Genomic DNA, 18,010 nt, shown 5'->3' with positions numbered 1-18,010 from the left:
CTCTCGATGCCTCCTTCGGCGCGGATGAGCCGCGCGGACGCCTCCCCGGTGACCTGCATCGTGTCCAGGCCGATGATCCCGAGGAACTTGCTGGTGTATGTGTCGGTGGTGGTGACGATCAGGGTGTCGCCGTCGACGACGCGGACGGTTCCCTCCACGCCGGCGGCGCGGAGATAGACCATGGCTGCCGTCTTGGCGGCGGTGAGGTCGACGCGGAGGTCCTCGCCGCGGACTGCGGTCGAGCCCTGAACCTCCTGGGCGCCGGTGCGGGCGGCCTGGGCGGCAGCGCTGCGGGCTTGCTGCTGGGTGTGGACCTTGCCGCCGAGGTCGACGGCCATCCCGACGAGGATGATCATCGCCAGTGCTGCGGTGGCGAACCAGACGCTGATGGAGCCGCGCTCATCACGCGAGCGCCGCGTCGTGAGACTGCGGATGCGGGCGGTCATCATCGGCGCTCCCGGTAGGCGTCGACGGGGCTGCTGGCGGTGGCGGTAATCGTCCGGGTGCCGGGCAGGCCGGGGATGCTCAGGTCCGCCACGTCGACCTTGCAGGTCACGGTGGCGGTGACCTGGGCGGTGGTTCCCAGCGGGGCGTTGAAGGCCGCAGCGTTGATCGTGATGTTGGTGGTCGTGCACTGCAGGCCCTGGTCGTGCAGGCTGCTGGTGGCCGCGGACTTACCGGAGGTGATGGCCTCGCTCTGGGTCCGCTCGATGGAGGCCGCTCGTGCCGCCTCGTAGGCGGCTGCGTCCACGGACTGCTTGGCGATCTCCACGCGGCCGCCGAGGATGATCATCGCCACGAACAGGCCGAAGGCCGGGACACCGATCGCGGCCTCGATGGCCACCGACCCGCGCTCGTCCCGGCGCCGGCGGCGTGCGCTGGTCCGCCTCGTCTGCCTGGTCATTCGGTGAGCCTCTCGACCGGGACGCTGGCGCTCTGGGTGACGGTCACGTGCCAGCCGGGGATGACGCTCATGGACTTGCCCGTGACGGTGATCGTGGCGGTGGTCGTGGTCCGTGATCCGGAGACGCTGGTGGAGGTCATCACGTCGGAGCCTCCGGCGTCGTGGAGGAACGTGTTCGCCGTGGCCACACCGGCGTCGCGGGTGCCGGTCTCGCTGCCTGCCTCACGGGCGCCCTCCTGCGCGGCCGCGAGCGCTACCTGCTTCGCGTGGTAGTACAGGGCGCCTTGGAGGCCGAGGAACATCAGCAAGAACAGCGCGGGCATCAGGAAGACCATCTGGATGGTCACCGACCCGCGCTCGTCCCGGCTGCGGCGGTGGAGGCTGGCGAACATGGCGGCCTACTTGATCTTGGCGGACTCGCTGGTCACGAAGAACTTGATGGCCGCGACAACGATGCCGACGATGACGATCACGGCGCCGGCCCACAGGACCTGCTCGATCGTGACGGAGCCGCGCTCGTCGCGCTGCCTGGTGACGCGGTCCTCGAGGGAGGCGAGCGAGGTCAGCGCCGACATCTGGAGGGCGATGAAGAGCTTCAACATCGGGGTTCTTCCTTCCTGGTTGTTCGGTTTGCGGTCTGGGTGACCCTGGTTCTTTGGGGTCGGTGTTAGGTCGGTCAGGTGGTGAAGCGGAGCAGGGAGGGGGTGACGAGGATCGCCATGAAGACGATGCCGAGCAGGCTGGCTGGGATGTACATGCGCTCGGAGGTGGCGTTGGCCTTGCCGACCTCGGCGCTGAGCATCGCCGACCGGAGTGCGGCGGCGCGGGCTCGGAGGTTGTTGTAGATCTGGGCTCCGTCCTGGCCGGACTGCTGCATGATGTCGGCGAGGTCATCGAGCTCGGGGACGGCGAGCTCGTCGGCGAGACCGTGCAGGGAGTCCCAGGGTGCGCGGGTCATGTAGCGGGCGCGGCGCAGCTCGCTCTCGATCCGCTTGAAGACCCACTTGTCGCCGACCTCGGCTGCCGAGCGCAGCGCCTGCTGGCCGCTGGATCCGTCGCGGACGCCGGTGGCCACCATGTCGATGTAGGCGCCCAGGGCGCGGCTGAACTCGATGCGGGCCTTCTTGGCGTCGTCGGCGGCGTTGTAATTGGGCATGAACCAGAACAGGGCTGCCAGGGCCAGCGAGCCGAGCGTCGGAATGGCGAACGGCAGCGGTAGGCCGATCAGAGTGAAGAAGGCGGCCAGCAGCGGCGGCATGGTCAGGCCGAGCAGTGCCCAGACGACCTTCTCGCCGTAGAACCGGGTCTCGCTGATCTGCAGGATGGCCAGGTCCTTGCGAGGCGTGTGGGCCCAGGCGCCGCCGGGCAGGTTCTTCATCGCCCACAAGCCGATCCGATCGACCGCCGAGCCGGTGCCGGTGTCGACGTCGAGGCCGGGAGTGTTGCGGCGGGGCACGACGTGGTCAGGTGAGAGACGGTCCAGCGCGTCGACCAGGTCGGGGTCGGAGGGCGCGAGGCGCCATACGAGCAGGGCGAGGGCCAGTCCGATGAGGGTGCCGCTGGCGAGCGCGATCTGCAAGCCGGTCATGCGAGCGCTCCTTCCTTCTCGCCCGGTGCCGTGCGCTGGGCGGCGCGGTGCGCGTTGCGGGCCTGTAGGTCGAGGAACCGCGGGAGCGGCTTGGCGACAGCCATCCGGCGCATCCACAGCAGCGTGGCCACGTAGGCCGAGAGCAGGACGGCGAGGATGACCTGGCCCAGCGGGGACCCGTAGGGCTCGATGTAGTCGCCGGTGAAGGCGAGCATGCCCAGCACACCGAGAGTGATCACGGTGACGGTGCGGGCGGTGGTGCGGGGCTTTGCCTGGTCGGCGGCAATCTGGCGGCGAGCGCGCACGTCGGAGGCGACGGTCTCAGCGAGGGCGTCCAACGCCTTCGACAGTCCGGCCTGGCCGCGGCCGCTGGCGGCAAGGATCAGCTGGCTGGCCACGACGTCACCGGTGGAGTCGTTGAGGTCCTCGGCGAAGGCGCGCAGCACGTCCTCGGTGCTGGCGGTGTTGTTCCACAACCGGGAGACCATCAGTCCGACCTCGCGCTCGATCGGCGCCGGCGCGGACTGCAGGGACTTAATGAGCGCCGAGCGCAGGGACTGGCCGGCGGTCAGCTTGCCCGACAGGGACCGCGTCCACTCCTCGAGCGCCTCGAGCTTCTCGATGCTCGCGGCCGCCGGCGGGGGCGTCAGCAACAGCGGGATACCGACGATCCCGGCCGGGACGAGCACGATCGCGATCACCCAGCCGGTCACCAGCGCGACCAGGAGACCAGCCACGGCACCGCCGACCATCAGCATCCGGGTGCGCCGGTCGAGCCGGACGAACCAGTTCCCCAGCCGCCCGAACGGGGTGACGGTCCGGGCGGGCCGCGGCGGCTCGGGCGGCGCAGGGATCAGCGCGTAGACCATCCCGATCAGACCGATGACGATGAGCGCCCCGAAGACGGCGGGCAGGAACGCAGTGCTCATGAGGTGGCCACCCCCGGGTTGGCCTGGGACTCGGCCTTGTACGCCTCGAGGTCGAACCCATGCCGCGCCAGCTCCTGGGCGAGGAAGTTGTCGAGCTTGCCGGTCGCGACGGCCTGGCCGAGCTGGTTAGGGGCGAAGATCGGGGTGGTGGCGTATCCCCTGGCGGCGTCGATGCTGGGCTGGACGACCAGGACCTCCTCGACCCAGCGCTGCTTGCGGAAGGTGCCGTCGGGATTGGCGACGACCTCCGAGCGCAGGTACATCACGATGTCGATCGCGGCGGCCAGCTTGCTGATCGCCAGCTCGCGGGTGACCTGGGGGCCCTTCTCCATGGCGCAGGAGACCAGCTTCTCGATGGTGTGCTCGGCGCTGCGGGCGTGGGTGGTGCTGATCGAGCCCGGCCCGGACTCCATGGCCTTGAGCATGTTCCAGACCTCCGGGCCGCGGACCTCACCGACGATCTGGCGGGCGAGGTTGAACCGGAAGGAGTGGTGGATGGCCTCCTCGAGGCTGAACTCACCGGCCTGACGGCCGTCGATGCCGACCTCGCCGGATCCGGGGCGGTGCTCCCACGCGTGGACGATCTTGTGGCGGTCGACGAGCTCGTGCAGGTGCAACTCGAACTCGGTCTCGAAGGTGCCGATCATCTCCCAGGGCGGGATGCACGAGCACAGGGCCCGGACCCAGGTGGTCTTGCCGCTGCCTTGGACCCCGGAGACGACGATGCTCTTGCCCGCGCGCACGCAGGTTGCGACGAAGTCGGCCAGGACCGCGCTGCACGCCTTGCGGTCGTAGACCATCTCGTCCATCGACACCTCGCGCATGCTGTGGCGACGGATCACGACGGAGGTGTAGGCCATCACCCAGGAGCCGGCCGCGAGCCGCGCTCCCCCGGGCAGCCGGAGGTCCAGGTGCGGCCGGGCCTCGGTGAAGGGCCGGTTCTGCCGTGCGCCTAGGTCGGAGAGGAACTCGCGCAGCTCGTCCTCGGAGTCGGCGATCGGGGCGGCCTCCACAAGGGTGCCGTCGACCAGCTCCAGCCACACCGAGCAGACCGGGCCGCGGGCGATGACGATGATGTTCTCGACGTCCTCGCGCTCGACCAGGGGCTGCAGGCGGCCGAGCCCGAACAGGGCGGCGTGGAGGGCGGACTTGAGTGCCTTCTCCTGATCCTTCGTCCACGGCGGACGGCCGGTCGAGACCAACGTCTCGGCCTCGGATTTGATGAGCTCCTCGATGACGTCGAGGCCCATCTGCTCGCGGTCCTCCTCGGTGACCCGACCACCTTCCTTGTCGAGCCGGGCGGTCAGTCGCGACGAGATCTCAGCGCGGTACTGCGCGATCAGTTCCCAGTCCAGCTCGACCTCGCCATCCGTGCCGCGGGTGTCGTGGTGCTCCCCCGGTGCGGGCGCCACAAGCGGGCGCAGGCTGAACTCCGAGCGGGCGCGGCCAGGCAGCTGGCCCTCGCCTTCGCTGGTCCAGGCGCCGGCGAAGATCGGCAGCGAGGTCGGGTCGTCGTCCTCGACGACCGGCGGGGGCGGCGGGGTGCCGTTGGAACCGCGTCCGCGGGCAAACGGCGAGGTTTCCTCGCGGTTCGCGGCATGGCGGGCCTCAAGCCACTCGTCTGCGCGCAGCGGGTCGCGGCCGTTGGTCTCCGGGTGGTGTCCGTTGGTGCTCATGCGTGGCCTCCGTTCGTGGGAGCGAGGGCGGCCTGGTTGGCGCCGAGGATGGACTGGATGGCGGCGGCGCTGCCCCGGTAACCGCGCCGCAGCCCGGAGGACTCGAACTTGCGGGGCTTGCGGGCGCCGTGGGAGTAGACCTCGGCCACCTCGGGCTCCCAGTCCACGGAGGCGACCACGGGGATCTGGAGGGCCTTGGCGATGTGGCGTGCGGTGTAGGGCCGGACTCGGGCGCCGGTGGGAAGCGAGGGCCAGCGTCGCTCCTCGTCGACGAGGAATCCCCCGAGACGGGAGAGCCCACCGACCGCGGCGAACTGTGCCCGCAGGGTCTTGGCCCAACTGGTGGCACCGGCCAGGGCCGGCAGCGAACTGCGGGTGACGAGCAGGGTCAGGTCGGAGGCAGCGATCAGCGGCTGGGGCCAGCCAGCGAGGCCGAGTCGTCCGGCGTCGACGATGACGTCCTGGCCGTTGCGGTCGAGGGCGCGCAGTTGCTCGGTGAGCGGTTCCCACAGGGGCAGCAGGCTGGGGGCCTGCTCGTGGGCCCGGATGCCGGGTAGGAACCAAGCAGACCGCTCGGCCGGCGCCTCGGGGTCCAGCAGCAGCGTCTCCCGGGGCAGTGCGTCCGCCAGCGTTCCCTCGCGCAGGGAGAGAGCGAGGTTGATCAGCCCGCCGGTCGGCTCCTGGGCGCCCTGGAAGTAGCCGGCGAAGACCGAGGAGGATCCGGTCGGGTCTGCGTCGACCAGGAGCACGGGTCGGTGCCAGTTGAGGGTTAGCCCGAGCGCCGTGGTGGACACGCCGGGCGAACCGCTCGCGGAGGCCAGGACGATCACCGCCATGCCTCAGCGCTCCCGGGCGTCCAGGACGAGTGCGACCCGTCCGGTGGCAGCCCGGGCAGCCAGTTCGGCCGCCTCGGCTTCGGGCACCGAGACGTCGACGACGGTCTCCCCCGTCTCCTCGACCCGGTTAACACCAACGACGGTGGCCTCGATGGTGACCGGCTCCCTGTCGGTGATCTCGCCCTGGTCGCCGGGCGTGGTGACGATCCGGACGACGTCGCCGCCGTAGAGCGGCTCCGACGGCATCTGCGCGGGAGTAAGGCTGATACCCACCAGGGACTCTCCCTCCCCCGGCACCAGGTTGTCGGTGACTGCCTGCGCGGTGAGCAGAGTGCCGGCCCACAGGTCGACGGCAGCTCGGCTGCCCTCGAGCTCGGCCTTCTGGCTGCCGGGGACCGGGGTCAACGCCGGGTCGACGCTGACCCGCACGACGGCGAGGTCGCCCGCCTCGATGGTCTCGCCACGCTTGATGTCGTTGCTGACGACCAAGACCTCTTGGGTGTCGTTAACCGAGGTGAACGCGAACGCGGTCCCCAGGCCGCCGGCAGCGACAAGAGCCGCGCAGAGTGCCAGGACCCAACGCCTGCGGCGGCGCCTCAGCGGTGGGAAATGGTTGTGGTCGGGAGGTGCCTTGATATTGGCGCCAACCTCGTCCCGTGCTTGTTGAGCAGTGTTCATCGACATGGATCCCCGAGTCCTCTCTTGTCTCGATCACCTACGTGTCAAGACGTGCCGGGAGCGGTCATCGCGAGCCCGACTCGATAGAAACACACTAGTGCATCTCTATCGAGAGAATCGTTTTCCACAGCTGACCGATTCCGAGATGTCATCGCCCGAGTCCTGACCGGAAGTGGTTGCGTGGCCCAATCCCCCCGATGGGACTGAGCGCTCGCACGCACCGAACATCCAGGTCAATGGGACCACAAATCACGCGGACTTTTCGGGAGGAATATCTCCCTGTGGATGACGGTCAAACTCGGCGCCAGGCGCGCCTGTCTACGGCGCTAGACCTACCCGCGCCGCAGACGCTGCTGCCGGGCTTCCTGGAAAGCCGCGGCGACGACGTCGACTGTGTCCCCCAACCCACGCGCGAGACTCTCAAGCTGCCTGGCTGCTGGGAGTCGGGTCCAACGGCCTTGCTCCCAGGCGTAGTAGGTCGGCACAGCCACGTTGACGGCCGCAGCCAACTCGGGCACCGTCAGCCCCGCCTTCAAACGCAGTGCTCTGAGATCAGGAACCTCACCCTCCATGTGAATTAGACGAAGGGTCGGGATGTCGAGCGCTCTAGCAAGCTTGACCAAGAAATCCGGTCGAGGAACCGACGCGCCCAGCTCCCAACGAGATATGCGCTCCCCACCGGCGGCACCAACTAGACGCGCCAACTCATGCTGGGTCAGGCCCGCCTTCTCGCGAGCGGCGCGCAGCGCTGAGGGGTCGATTCCGGAAACCATCGCTGACAGACACTAGTCGGAGCAAGCGGGGGCCCCCCTCGAATCTCCCCACAAGTTAAGCGACCTACGTGATGCCCGCGCTGGGCAGAGGGCGCTGGGACACGCCGCTGACTTGAGGTGGAGCGAGACAACGACGATGCCTACCGGTCCTCTCGAAAGGCGTGGGCCTCATCAAATCCGGACGCCCGCAGGTAGCACCGCCTCTGAACCGCGCCTGCCTCGTACTGTCGGTGGCGACTCGTACCCTCAAAGAGCCGAGGCTCTCCAGATTCCTCGGCAGAAGCGAGGTGACCGGGTGGGAAGCGGTAAGCAGGTCAGCCGCAGCGCGCACATCGGCGATGCTGGTATTGCCCTTATCCACCAGCGGGTCAGCGCCATGGATCACGTCTGGCACGAGCGCACAGTCGACGCCGGGATCGATGGCACGATCGAGCTGCGCGACCCTGCGACGGGCGAAGTCAGCAACTGCCACCTCCAGGTGCAAAGCAAGGCCAGCGACAACGACTTCCCCGGTGAAACCGCCGACCGGTTCCACTACGACTGCGACGAGCGCGACCTGGACTACTGGATGAAGTCTTCAATGCCCGTCCTGCTGGTCTGCTCACACCCCAAGCGGGGCGAAGCCTGGTGGGCGCACATCCAGTCCTACTTCGCGGATCCCGCCCGTCGCGCCAGCGGACGTGTGGACTTCAACAAGATCACCATGTCCCTTGAAGGGGACGTCTCCGACCGGCTGTTCGCGGTTGCGGATCCTCACGGCCGCGCGCACACGCCCGTCGCTGATCTGCGTGATGAAACCCTGGAGTCGAACCTGCTGCCTGTGACGATGCCCGACGTGTTCTGGGCATACGACGCCGCGGTCACACTCCCCCGGAAGGTCTACGACCTACAGCGCGAGAGCAGCCTCGACATCCGAGACGACTTCACCCTCTTCGGCGCCCGGCTGCTGACGTGGAGCCCCGTCGAGGACACCGCGCTGGCGGGCGCGGTGAACGGTGACCCGACGATCGAGGCCACCGGCGAACTGCTCCACGGCAGCCCGGACAGCGAGCGAATACTGGTGCGCTTGCTCAACAACGCCTTCCGGCAAGACCTCCGCGATGACTGCGCCTTCCACGGCAAGCGCCACATGCTCTACTTCCGCGCCACCGACGACCTGTCGCAACGGAGCTGGAACACCAGCGGCACCCATTGGCGCTCCGTCTTCAAGCCGCACGCCAAGAAGACCAACCCATCGCAGGTCAGCTACTACAAGCACGCCGGACTCAAGTGGCAGTTCCTCAACCTCGACGACGAGTGGTTCTGCGCCTTGACGCCCGACTACTACTACTCGATCGACGGCTACCGCGAGTCACGGTTCACAGCCCAGTACCTCAGCGGCATCAAGCGGCTCGAACGCAACCCCGCAGTGCTCGGCGAGACCCGCATGTGGGCCGCCATCCTCGCCGGTCGCGAGGGTGGCCATGACAGCTTGTTCAGCCAGAACGAACGCATCCTCGACTTCGGCAAACTCGTCACCTTCGACACCGACCGCGGCATCGACGAGGCGAAGTGGAAGCGAGCGGCAGAGGCGTCGGACCCGACCGATCCTCTGGCTGACGGGGAGCTGGCGGAGACGGCATGAAACTCACGTTCATCGACGAACCGGACCTGGAATTCGGCAACGGCAGCCGCCACATCGACCCGCGTAGCGGCATCAACAACTACGGTCCGGCCGACCTGAGCAATACGGGTGTCCGGACGATCCAGATCGGCATCGTCGGCACCAAGGAGGCCATCGATGGGGTCAAGGCATGGCTCGACCGCTGCCGCGAACCAATTGCACCCAAAGAAAGCCCGCTATCGCACCTCTACTTGCCGTTTCCTGGGTTCCATACCAGCGTCGGCTTCCGCTCGACGATCATCTGGAACGGGCGGCTGGAGCGCACACTCGACAAACGAGCCCTGGAGAACATCGCAACGCTAAGTCCGCTGCAGGCTGTGCAGAAGGGCGTCGAACTGTACGAGGCCGAGCTGAGAACGCTCGATGAGGAACCCAACTGCGATGTGATCATCGTCTGCCGTCCCGACGATCTGCCGGAACGCGAGGAGCCGAAGACCAACCCCGACCGACCGTGGGAGCAACCAAAAGCTGCGTCTATCGGCTTCGACTTCCACGAGCTGCTGAAGGCACGCTCGCTGAGCGGTAGTCGCCCCATCCAAATTATCCGACGCGAGACCTGGGACCCGACCTACAAGCCAAAGGGGCGCGACAGGCGACGCCAGCAGGACGAGGCGACCAAAGCCTGGAATCTGCACACGGCGCTGTACTACAAGGCCGGCGGCGTGCCATGGCGGATGACCCGCCACGTCCAGGACCTCACGACCTGCTACGTCGGCGTCGCCTTCTACCGAAGCACCGACAACGAAACACTGCAGACGAGCGTGGCGCAGGTCTTCAACGAGCGCGGCGACGGCGTGATCGTCCGCGGCGCGCAGGCCACTCAATCGAAGGACGACCGACAGCCACACCTCACCGGTGACGACGCCAAGGACCTACTGGAGCAGTCGCTGGCCCGGTACCGCACCGAACACAAGACGGCACCCGCGCGGGTCATGCTGCACAAGACCTCATCGTTCACGCCTGACGAGTTGGAGGGCTTCCAGGCCGCCGCCGAGGCGGAGCGCCTGGCGATGCTCGAACTCGTCTGGATCCCACGCGAGGACTCCCCCCGGCTGTTTCGGCAAGGCGAGCAGACGACCCTACGAGGCACGCTCCTGTCGCTCACTGACACCCGGCACCTGCTCTACACCCGTGGGAGCGTTCCGTTCTACCGGACTTACCCAGGGATGTACGTGCCGTCGGCACTCCCCTTCCGCCTTGTCGAAGTGCAGTCGAGCGCGGCCGAGATCGCGACTGAGCTGCTCGCGCTCTCCAAGATGAACTGGAACGCCACCCAACTCGACGGACGGGTGCCCATCACGCTGCGCACAGCTGACTCGACCGGCCGGATCCTGAAGCACCTCGGCCCGAACGAACGCCCGGCGCCGCGATACGCCTACTACATGTGACTCGGCTCGGTGCTCGTAGCTCGGTTTGACCTGGTCGCTTCCGCGACTCGCATGGACAAGTCCCCCGACCAGCATGCGCGCCCGCACCTGTCCTGCACGAAGGCCCGGTCATTGCCTGGAAAGCCCTTCCGGCCGGAGCGCACGGAAGCCGCTTCCGCTGTCGATAACGTGCGGAGATCACTCCGGTTGGTCACTGGGGCTTGTCGTCAGCGCGACGGGGACGCGTCGCCAGGCCGTCGAAGATCAACTCGCTGATCGACGCAGACAAGCGCACTGCGTCTGCGGACGGGTCGTCAGATGGCCCCTCCACCGCCGCAGTGAGGCCGGCGACCGTGATGGCACCGAAGACGCTCAAGGCCACGGCGCCCGGGTTGGGGACCTGGCGTAGCGACCCATCAGCCACGCCGTCGGCCAACAACTGCTCGATCGGTTCGTAGAACGCAGCCCGCAATGCCAGCGCCAGCTCGGGCAGCCGAGTCGCGCGCCCAAGGTCGCCGACCAGTGCCCGACACAGGAACGGGTGCTCGAGCATTACCCCCAGCTGCGCCACGACAGCGGCCTCGAGTCGAGTCCGCGCATCCTCGGCGCTCAAGACGGCAACGCCGACGGCGCCGGCGATCATGTCCAGCAGGTCGCTGAGGAGAAACTCCAGCACGGCGTTCTTGCCGTCGAGGTGGTAGTAGATCGTGGCCTTCGGGATGCCGGTGGCCTCGGCGATGTCTTCGATCTTGGTGCCGTCCAGACCGCGCTCCGCGATCAGCTCGGCCGCGCCGTACAACTGGCTGGCCAGCTTCGCCGGCAGCTTCCTCATCACGCACCTCTGTTCTCTGCCGCCCGCCGGTGCGGCCGTGCGGTATCGACGTCGTGCACATCGTATGTTGTACTGGAAGTACAAACCAGTGATCTAGACGATCGGTTGTGTTCAGTGAGTCGAGACGATCGGGCCGGGACTGCTGTTCTCACCGGTCGAGGCGCTCGCCCAGACCGGCTTCGCTGTCGCGGCCGGGCTCCTTCTCGACACGTTCGTCGTGCGCACTCTCGTCGTCCCGGCTTGCGCCGCGCTGTTCGAGGAGGGCAGCTGGTGGCCACACCCCCGGCCGGCCCACGCCCCGGCAGCCGTAGAGCCAGCCCCAACACCTCCCAGGCACCCGTGAACCCGATGACCAGAGAGAAGTCATGACTAGCCAGCAGCTCACCTACAGCCCGTTCGACCCCACAGTGATGGAGGATCCCTACCCCGTCTATCGGCAGCTTCGCGATCACGCCCCGGCGCACTGGTCGCCGGAGGCAAGCACCTGGGTGCTCAGCAGGCACGAGGACGTCTCGGCGGCCCTGGCCGACCCAACGACGTACTCCTCGGCGTCCGGCATCTTCCCCACCCCACCCGGCGTGGACATGACCGAGCTGTTCCTGCCCATGCTCATCATGAGCGACCCACCCCGGCACACGCAGCTGCGCCAACTCGTCAGCAAGGCCTTTACCCCGCGTCGCATCGCAGGGCTCGAAGGACACATCCAGACCCTTGTCGACGACCTCCTGGACACAACCCCCGAGACCGGCCCCTGGGACTTCGTCTCTGAGTTCTCCGGACCTCTGCCCGCGATCGTGATCGCCGACATGCTCGGCGTGCCGCGTGAAGACCGCGACCGCTTTCGGACCTGGTCCACCACCCTGATCCAGTCCAACCCGGTGCGAGGCGAATTCGGCGCCGGGCTGGACGCCGCTGCAGCCCTCTACGAGTACTTCTCCGCATTCCTCGCTGACCGACGCGCGCACCCACAAGACGACCTCATGACAGCGCTCGTCCAAGCCGAGGTGGACGGCGAGCACCTCACCGAGGAAGAACTTCTCGGGTTCTGCCTGCTGCTGCTCGTCGCCGGGCACGAAACGACGACCAACCTGCTGTCCAACAGCGCTGTCATCCTCGCCCAACACCCTGAGGACCGACGCGCTCTGGCCGACGAGCCCGAACTCGTGCCAGCAGCCGTCGAAGAGCTGCTTCGCTACGACTCACCGGTCCAGGGCCTGGCACGCACCCTGACCCGACAGGTCGATCTGCACGGTCAGGCTATGGCAGCCGGCGACACCGTGCTGCTGCTCTTCGGCTCAGCCAACCGCGACGACCACGCGTTTCCCGACGCAGACCACTTCGACATCCACCGTGGCCCCGAACGACAAGTCGCGTTCGGGCGCGGCATCCACTTCTGTCTCGGCGCATCCCTGGCCCGCCTCGAAGCACGCATCGCTCTGCGAGCACTCCTCACCCGCCGCCGTGACTGGGATGTCGACATCGACTCCGCGGTCCGACTCCGCTCAGGCCCGATCCGCGGGTTCGCATCGCTACCCATTCAGTAGGTCAGCCACTCACCATCCAGTCCCACGAAGGAGTACCCGTGAAGGACCGACCCAAGCCGAGCCGCGCAACAGTCCTCCACAATCTGATCGAGGCCATCCTCACCCGAAACGATGGGCACATCCCCACCAACATCGAAGGCACCGACACCTACTTCAACAATGTGGAGGACCTCGCGAACGCGCTCCTGCTCCGCTGGCACACCCGTCTCGTGGCATCCCTAGAACGCGGCCTCGTCGACGACCCTGAAGACCGCAGGGAGGCCGTCATCGAAGCCTGGCGGCACGCCTCCCGGACCTACTCGGGCGTACGCAAAGTCATAGACGAGATGGCGGAGGACCCGCCCACCGACGTCATTGCCCACGCCGTGCTGGCCACCGCTCGTAACGACTGGGCTGCCATGGCCATCGCAGCCGGACTGGCCAGCGGCATCGACGAGCTAGGAGCTCGGGTCGGCCAGCGCCTCGAACTTGAGGCGCGACGACGCAACCTCACGGAACAGAGCCCAGCCAACAAGTCTCTGGCGCCATCATTGCTCGGCACACTGATGGCTCATCTCGTCGGGCGAGTGCTCCCCAAAGCCTCTACCGATTCCGCTCGCCCATCCGGTTCTGCCGGAGCGACGGCGAGCCCGCAGGACTCTGGGTCGGTTCGACACACGACGCCCACCCAGTCGCCATTGGACTCAGTCAGGTCAGTTCCGCCACGAGATCCGTGATGTGGCGCAGCAGTGGAACCGCGATGGCTTGCTCCTCAGCCGTGAGAGATCTCCAGGCCACCGAGAGTCGGTCGGCGACAAGGCCGCGCTTGGCGGCCAGAAGTTGCTCACCTCGCTCGGTGAGCGTGAGCACGCGCCGGCGGCGGTCGTCCTCAGCCGGGATGCGGCGCAGCAGACCTGCGCTTTCCAGGCTGGCCGCCTGTTGGGTCACCGTCGGCTGGCTCAACAGCGTGTACGTCGAAATGGCGCCGATGCCCTCAAGACCGCAGATCTGCACAGCATCCAGCAAGACCAACTGCGGCACGGTGACGTCTTCGAAGAGCGGCTGCAGGCGTCCCCTGGTCCGCCGCGCGACCGCGAGCAGAGCCAGCACCGCATCAGCAAACTGGCTTCCGCTGTCCGCGGCGACCACTTCACCACCAGCACCCATACGAGCTCCCGTAGTCCATGGCCACTCATTGACAACACCGGCGCCGAGGGCGATCGGCGACCATATATTGCGTCACGCTACCGGCCTGCCCTCGACGGACAACTGCTGGGCCAGCGGCAACAATGGGTATCTAACTGCTCAATAGGCAATGTTGCTCATTGGGCAACAGGCGTCATACTCAGGGCATGGATCGTGGGTTGCGGGACCTCAAGCGCGAGGCGACGGGACGGGCGCTCGCCCAAGCCGCCTTCGAGCTGACCCGTGAGCGCGGGCTGTTCGGGTTCGTCACCGCGGATCTCGTGCAGCGTGCTGGCTACTCGCGTCGCACGTTTGCGAACCACTTCTCCTGCAAGGAGGAGGCAGTCGCGTCAGTCGCGTTCGGTGGTGTCGAGGACGCCAGCGCGATCCTGGCCGGCCTGCCCGCGGATCTGCCGTTGCTCGATGCCCTCCTGGCCGTCATGAAGGATCAGCTCACTGCGGACACGTTGGTGAGGATGCGCGAGCTGATGGCGATGGCGCGGGAGTACCCGACCCTGGAGCCCTACGTCCTAGGCGTTCAGCAACGCATGCGCCACACTGCCCAGGAACTCTTGGGGTCGGCAGCCGGGGACCGGTACCCCGCCGTCTACGTACCTCTGCTGTTCGGCGCCGTGTACGGCGCTGTCATGGCTGCCCTGGAAGGAACTCTCGACGTGCACCTGGACGGCGAGAGCGACGCCACCCCTACGTCGATGGACTACAGCTCGTTCCTCGACCTCACCTTCGACTACCTGCGCCACGGCCTCTAGACGCCCGCCGCTTCTCGCCCCCAAGGAGAACCCGACCCATGTCCACCATCTTGTACCGGCTCGGACAAACCGCGTTCGGCAGGCCGTGGCTCTTCATCGCGGGCTGGGTCGCGGTCCTCGCCGCGGTCGTCGGTGCCGTGGCAATCAACGGCGTGAGCGTCAGCTCCGAGATGAAGATCGAGGGCACCCAGGCCCAGACCGTGCTCGACCGCGTGGCCGATGAGCTCCCTGAGGCCTCGGGGGGTCAGGCCAGCGTGGTCTTCACTGCACCGGACGGTGAGCGCCTCGACACTCCAGAGCGACTCGCGGTCATCAGCGGCACCGTCGGCGACGTCTACGACCTCGAGAAGGTCGTCAACCCCCTCGACGCCGCGCTGGGTGGCGCTGAAGAGGACCCAGCGGACACTCCGCGAAAGAATGCACCGGTCGATCCCCAAGCCGGGTCGGACCAGCAGGCGCCCCCGTATCAGCCGCTCGTGGTGGACGGGGCCCCAGTGCCTGGCGTGCTGGTGTCCTCGGACGGACAGGTCGCCTTGTTCCAGTTCCAGTTCACGGTCGCCTCGACCTCGTTGACCGATGACGACGTCTCCTCGGTGGTCGAGGTGGTAGAGCGCGCCGAGCAGGGAACGGGGATCACCGTTCTCCCGAGCGACTCGCTCAAGGCACTCGAGATCCCCGTCGGCATCGGCGAGGTGATCGGTCTCGCCGTCGCTGCCCTCGTGCTGGTGCTCACCCTGGGTTCCCTGATCGCGGCCGGCCTGCCCCTGATCACAGCGCTCGTCGGGGTCGGAATCGGCGTGGGTGGCGCCTACGCGCTCTCGACGGTCGTCGAGATGAACTCCGCCACCCCCGTCCTGGGTCTCATGGTCGGCCTCGCGGTCGGCATCGATTACGCGCTCTTCGTCGTCAACCGGCAGCGACGGCTGATCCTCGACCGAGGGCTCACCGCCCGGGAGGCAGCCGGCAGAGCAGTCGGCACTGCGGGCAGCGCCGTGTTCTTCGCCGGCCTGACCGTCCTCATCGCGCTGACCGCCCTGACCGTCATCGGCATCGCGACGTTGTCGACTATGGCCCTGGTCGCTGCGTCCACGGTGGCCCTGGCAGTGCTCATCGCCCTCAGCCTGCTGCCCGCGCTGCTAGGCCTAGTCGGGGAGCGGATCTGCTCGGACAAGGCCCGAGGCCGGCGCCGCGCCAAGGAGGACGCGGAGTCGCACAGCGTCGCCGACCACTGGGTGAAGACTGTGATCAGGTTCAGGTGGCCCGTCATCGCCGGCGTGGTCGCGATCCTCGGCGTGATGGCGATCCCCGCAGCCAGCATGAACCTGGGCATCCCCTCCGGCGCGACCGCGAACCAGGACACCGCCGCTCGGCAGAGCTACGAGGCCGTCTCCCAAGGCTTCGGTGAGGGATTCAACGGCCCCCTCCTAGTCACCGCAGAGCCCACCGGCACCGCAGGACGTGTCACCCCCGAGCTGACCGCGAAACTGATCACTGGGTTCCAGGACCGAGACGACATCGTGCTGGCCACCCCCGTCGGCATCAACGAGGCCGGCGACCTCGCCGTGTTCAGCATCATCCCCACCTCAGGCCCCAGCGACGAGGCGACCAGCGACCTCGTGAAGTCACTTCGCGAGCGCGACAGCGCGATCGCCCAGGACAACCAGGTGCAGTTGGGCGTGACCGGCTTCACCGCCATCGGAATCGACATGTCCGACAAGATCGCCAGCGTGCTTCCGCTCTACCTCGGCATCATCATCGTGCTTTCCGTCCTGATTCTGATGGTCGTTTTCCGCTCGGTGGTCGTCCCGATCAAGGCCACAGCCGGCTTCCTGCTCAGCATCCTGGCCACCTTCGGTGCCACCACCGCAGTCTTCCAGTGGGGCTGGGTCAGCGAACTCTTCGGCTTCGACACCGGCGGTCCGCTCATGAGCTTCATGCCGATCATCGTGACCGGCATCCTCTACGGACTCGCCATGGACTACGAGGTCTTCCTGGTCTCCTCGATGCGCGAGGCACACATCCACGGCCAGGCAGCGCGACCAAGCGTCGTCCACGGCTTCGACCACGCCAGCCGGGTCGTCGTCGCAGCCGCCATCATCATGGTCGCGGTGTTCTCCGGCTTCATCTTCAGCCACGACATCATGATCAAGCAGGTCGGCTTCGCACTCGCCGCCGGCATCCTGATCGACGCATTCATCGTCCGGTTGACCCTCGTACCGGCGCTCATGGCCGTCTTCGACGACAGAGCATGGTGGCTTCCCCCCTGGCTCGACCGGCTACTGCCGGACCTCGACATCGAGGGCGACAAGCTCCTGACCATGCTCGACGAGCAGGCCGGAGTCACTGACCGATAGGACATCAAGATCCCAGGCTGATGGAGAACAGACCGCCAAAGGTGCGTCGTGCTTCGGCCGGGTTCGCGCTCCAGGATCCGCTGCGCGGAGAAGGCCGCGGAGCAAGAGGCTGCGATCTCTTCGCCACCCCGTGATGCGCGTCGACCTCATCTGCCGGAGGGAACAGACCCTTCACCCAGCGGACAACCTGGACTTTCCGGCCCGGTTAGTGTCCGAAATGTCGGAGGCCGCCTCAAGGTCGGCGCCGCCCGTGGCGTCTCCAATTGCGCGACCGGCCATGACGTGCCGGCTTTCCGTTCACCTGTGCTGGATCGTGTTCGCGCAAGTATTCCTCAAGATCAGCAAGCCCCCGGGCGAGATCTCGACGGAGCTTTCGTTCGGCCAAAAACCGGAGGCGTGGCCGGGGGTGTACGCGAGCCCACTCACCATAGATGGACTCCCCCACGTACCAGCATGCACCGGCAGCGACGAGGCCGCCCACTAACCTCCACCACACGACTGCCAGCACATCCCATAGGGCGTTCCCCAGATGTTGCCAAGCTGGCCCGTTCGGATCCCAATATCTCACTCCACCCACCTCCAGCCCTAGCGGCCGAACCCGGTGGTTCATGATCACCATGCACGCAGGGGTTGAGGTCAGAGTACGCCGAAATACATAGGGGGAAAAGGGTAGTTTGGCGGCACTGAGCGCTACCCACGGCCGCTGCCAGGCAGCAGAGCCAGACGCCAATATGATCGACCAGGACGAACACCCCGACCGACCGAGCCCGCCGCCGAGAGAACGACGCCTTGCAGTCGCTTGGCGGAGCAAGGCGAGCGCCGTCGCTAGTACAAAACTCAGGCATCGGTGGCCCAACTCTGAGAGGCGGAGCGCCTTCGTCGGCGGGCCTCCATCCGCAGGTCACCAAGGATTCAACCCCCCACCCCACCAC

At 67.2% G+C, this 18,010-nt stretch carries 18 protein-coding genes; 7 read left to right on the top strand and 11 right to left on the bottom strand.

From position 1 onward, the window contains the following. The 9 genes from G6553_RS19860 to G6553_RS19820 all read right to left on the bottom strand — a co-directional run. On the bottom strand, positions 1–446 hold a 446-nt coding region (locus G6553_RS19860), incomplete at its 3' end, for a pilus assembly protein TadG-related protein (protein ID WP_242680695.1). Continuing rightward, complete coding sequence (locus G6553_RS19855; RefSeq protein WP_166196732.1) at positions 446–904, bottom strand: TadE/TadG family type IV pilus assembly protein; 459 nt, start codon at positions 902–904, stop codon at positions 446–448. The genes G6553_RS19855 and G6553_RS19860, both read right to left, overlap by 1 nt. Beyond that, the gene (locus G6553_RS19850; RefSeq protein WP_056680593.1) at positions 901–1,296 is read right to left on the bottom strand and encodes a TadE family protein; all 396 of its coding nucleotides are present in this window, start codon (positions 1,294–1,296) and stop codon (positions 901–903) included. Before G6553_RS19850 ends, G6553_RS19855 begins: the two co-directional genes overlap by 4 nt. A 6-nt stretch (positions 1,297–1,302) precedes the next feature. Continuing rightward, positions 1,303–1,506, bottom strand: coding sequence for a hypothetical protein (locus G6553_RS19845; protein ID WP_166196730.1), 204 nt, complete (start codon positions 1,504–1,506; stop codon positions 1,303–1,305). Positions 1,507–1,580: 74 nt separating this feature from the next. Next, positions 1,581–2,492, bottom strand: coding sequence for a type II secretion system F family protein (locus tag G6553_RS19840; RefSeq protein WP_166196728.1), 912 nt, complete (start codon positions 2,490–2,492; stop codon positions 1,581–1,583). Further along, a complete protein-coding gene (locus G6553_RS19835; RefSeq protein WP_056886570.1) occupies positions 2,489–3,421 on the bottom strand; it encodes a type II secretion system F family protein in 933 nt (310 codons plus the stop codon). The genes G6553_RS19840 and G6553_RS19835 overlap by 4 nt, the downstream gene beginning before the upstream one ends. Continuing rightward, positions 3,418–5,097: a CpaF/VirB11 family protein gene (locus tag G6553_RS19830; protein ID WP_166196726.1), complete on the bottom strand. Its 1,680-nt coding sequence runs from the start codon at positions 5,095–5,097 to the stop codon at positions 3,418–3,420. The genes G6553_RS19835 and G6553_RS19830 overlap by 4 nt, the downstream gene beginning before the upstream one ends. Then, positions 5,094–5,933, bottom strand: coding sequence for a ParA family protein (locus tag G6553_RS19825; protein ID WP_166196724.1), 840 nt, complete (start codon positions 5,931–5,933; stop codon positions 5,094–5,096). Before G6553_RS19825 ends, G6553_RS19830 begins: the two co-directional genes overlap by 4 nt. 3 nt (positions 5,934–5,936) lie before the next feature. Continuing rightward, a complete protein-coding gene (locus G6553_RS19820; protein ID WP_242680694.1) occupies positions 5,937–6,617 on the bottom strand; it encodes an SAF domain-containing protein in 681 nt (226 codons plus the stop codon). A gap of 1,062 nt (positions 6,618–7,679) precedes the next feature. Between G6553_RS19820 and G6553_RS19810 the strand changes: the two genes are divergently transcribed. After that, the gene (locus G6553_RS19810) at positions 7,680–9,008 is read left to right on the top strand and encodes a DUF4365 domain-containing protein (protein ID WP_166196720.1); all 1,329 of its coding nucleotides are present in this window, start codon (positions 7,680–7,682) and stop codon (positions 9,006–9,008) included. Then, the gene (locus G6553_RS19805; RefSeq protein WP_166196718.1) at positions 9,005–10,435 is read left to right on the top strand and encodes a hypothetical protein; all 1,431 of its coding nucleotides are present in this window, start codon (positions 9,005–9,007) and stop codon (positions 10,433–10,435) included. Before G6553_RS19810 ends, G6553_RS19805 begins: the two co-directional genes overlap by 4 nt. A 190-nt stretch (positions 10,436–10,625) precedes the next feature. Here the strand turns inward: G6553_RS19805 and G6553_RS19800 are convergent, their stop codons facing one another. Further along, positions 10,626–11,246, bottom strand: a complete 621-nt coding sequence (locus tag G6553_RS19800; RefSeq protein WP_166196716.1) for a TetR/AcrR family transcriptional regulator — start codon at positions 11,244–11,246, stop codon at positions 10,626–10,628. A 127-nt stretch (positions 11,247–11,373) separates the two neighbouring features. Here G6553_RS19800 and G6553_RS19795 point away from each other — a divergent pair, with 127 nt between their 5' ends. From G6553_RS19795 to G6553_RS19785, 3 genes are read left to right on the top strand one after another with little or no spacing between them, the layout of a single operon-like run. Continuing rightward, the gene (locus G6553_RS19795; RefSeq protein ID WP_347565822.1) at positions 11,374–11,589 is read left to right on the top strand and encodes an MMPL family transporter; all 216 of its coding nucleotides are present in this window, start codon (positions 11,374–11,376) and stop codon (positions 11,587–11,589) included. Positions 11,590–11,611: 22 nt separating this feature from the next. Beyond that, positions 11,612–12,790 carry a cytochrome P450 gene (locus G6553_RS19790; protein WP_166196714.1) on the top strand — a complete coding sequence of 393 codons (1,179 nt, stop codon included), beginning with the start codon at positions 11,612–11,614 and terminating at the stop codon, positions 12,788–12,790. A gap of 38 nt (positions 12,791–12,828) precedes the next feature. Continuing rightward, positions 12,829–13,506 (top strand): hypothetical protein, encoded by a 678-nt coding sequence (locus G6553_RS19785; RefSeq protein ID WP_166196712.1) that lies wholly within the window; start codon positions 12,829–12,831, stop codon positions 13,504–13,506. On the opposite strand, the gene G6553_RS19780 is transcribed toward G6553_RS19785, so the two are convergent. Next, positions 13,478–13,879 carry a MarR family transcriptional regulator gene (locus G6553_RS19780; RefSeq protein WP_166196710.1) on the bottom strand — a complete coding sequence of 134 codons (402 nt, stop codon included), beginning with the start codon at positions 13,877–13,879 and terminating at the stop codon, positions 13,478–13,480. The two genes, G6553_RS19785 and G6553_RS19780, sit on opposite strands and share 29 nt — an antisense overlap. A 242-nt stretch (positions 13,880–14,121) precedes the next feature. Here G6553_RS19780 and G6553_RS19775 point away from each other — a divergent pair, with 242 nt between their 5' ends. Together G6553_RS19775 and G6553_RS19770 are read left to right on the top strand one after the other, a co-directional pair. Then, positions 14,122–14,724 (top strand): TetR/AcrR family transcriptional regulator, encoded by a 603-nt coding sequence (locus G6553_RS19775; RefSeq protein WP_166196708.1) that lies wholly within the window; start codon positions 14,122–14,124, stop codon positions 14,722–14,724. A gap of 38 nt (positions 14,725–14,762) precedes the next feature. Beyond that, positions 14,763–17,078, top strand: coding sequence for an MMPL family transporter (locus tag G6553_RS19770; protein WP_166196706.1), 2,316 nt, complete (start codon positions 14,763–14,765; stop codon positions 17,076–17,078). Positions 17,079–18,010 lie beyond the last annotated feature (932 nt).

This window comes from Nocardioides sp. IC4_145 (assembly GCF_011250565.1).
Classification (GTDB): domain Bacteria; phylum Actinomycetota; class Actinomycetes; order Propionibacteriales; family Nocardioidaceae; genus Nocardioides.
Note: the sequence above shows the minus strand (reverse complement) of the source record. Positions and strands in the feature narration are given on the sequence as shown.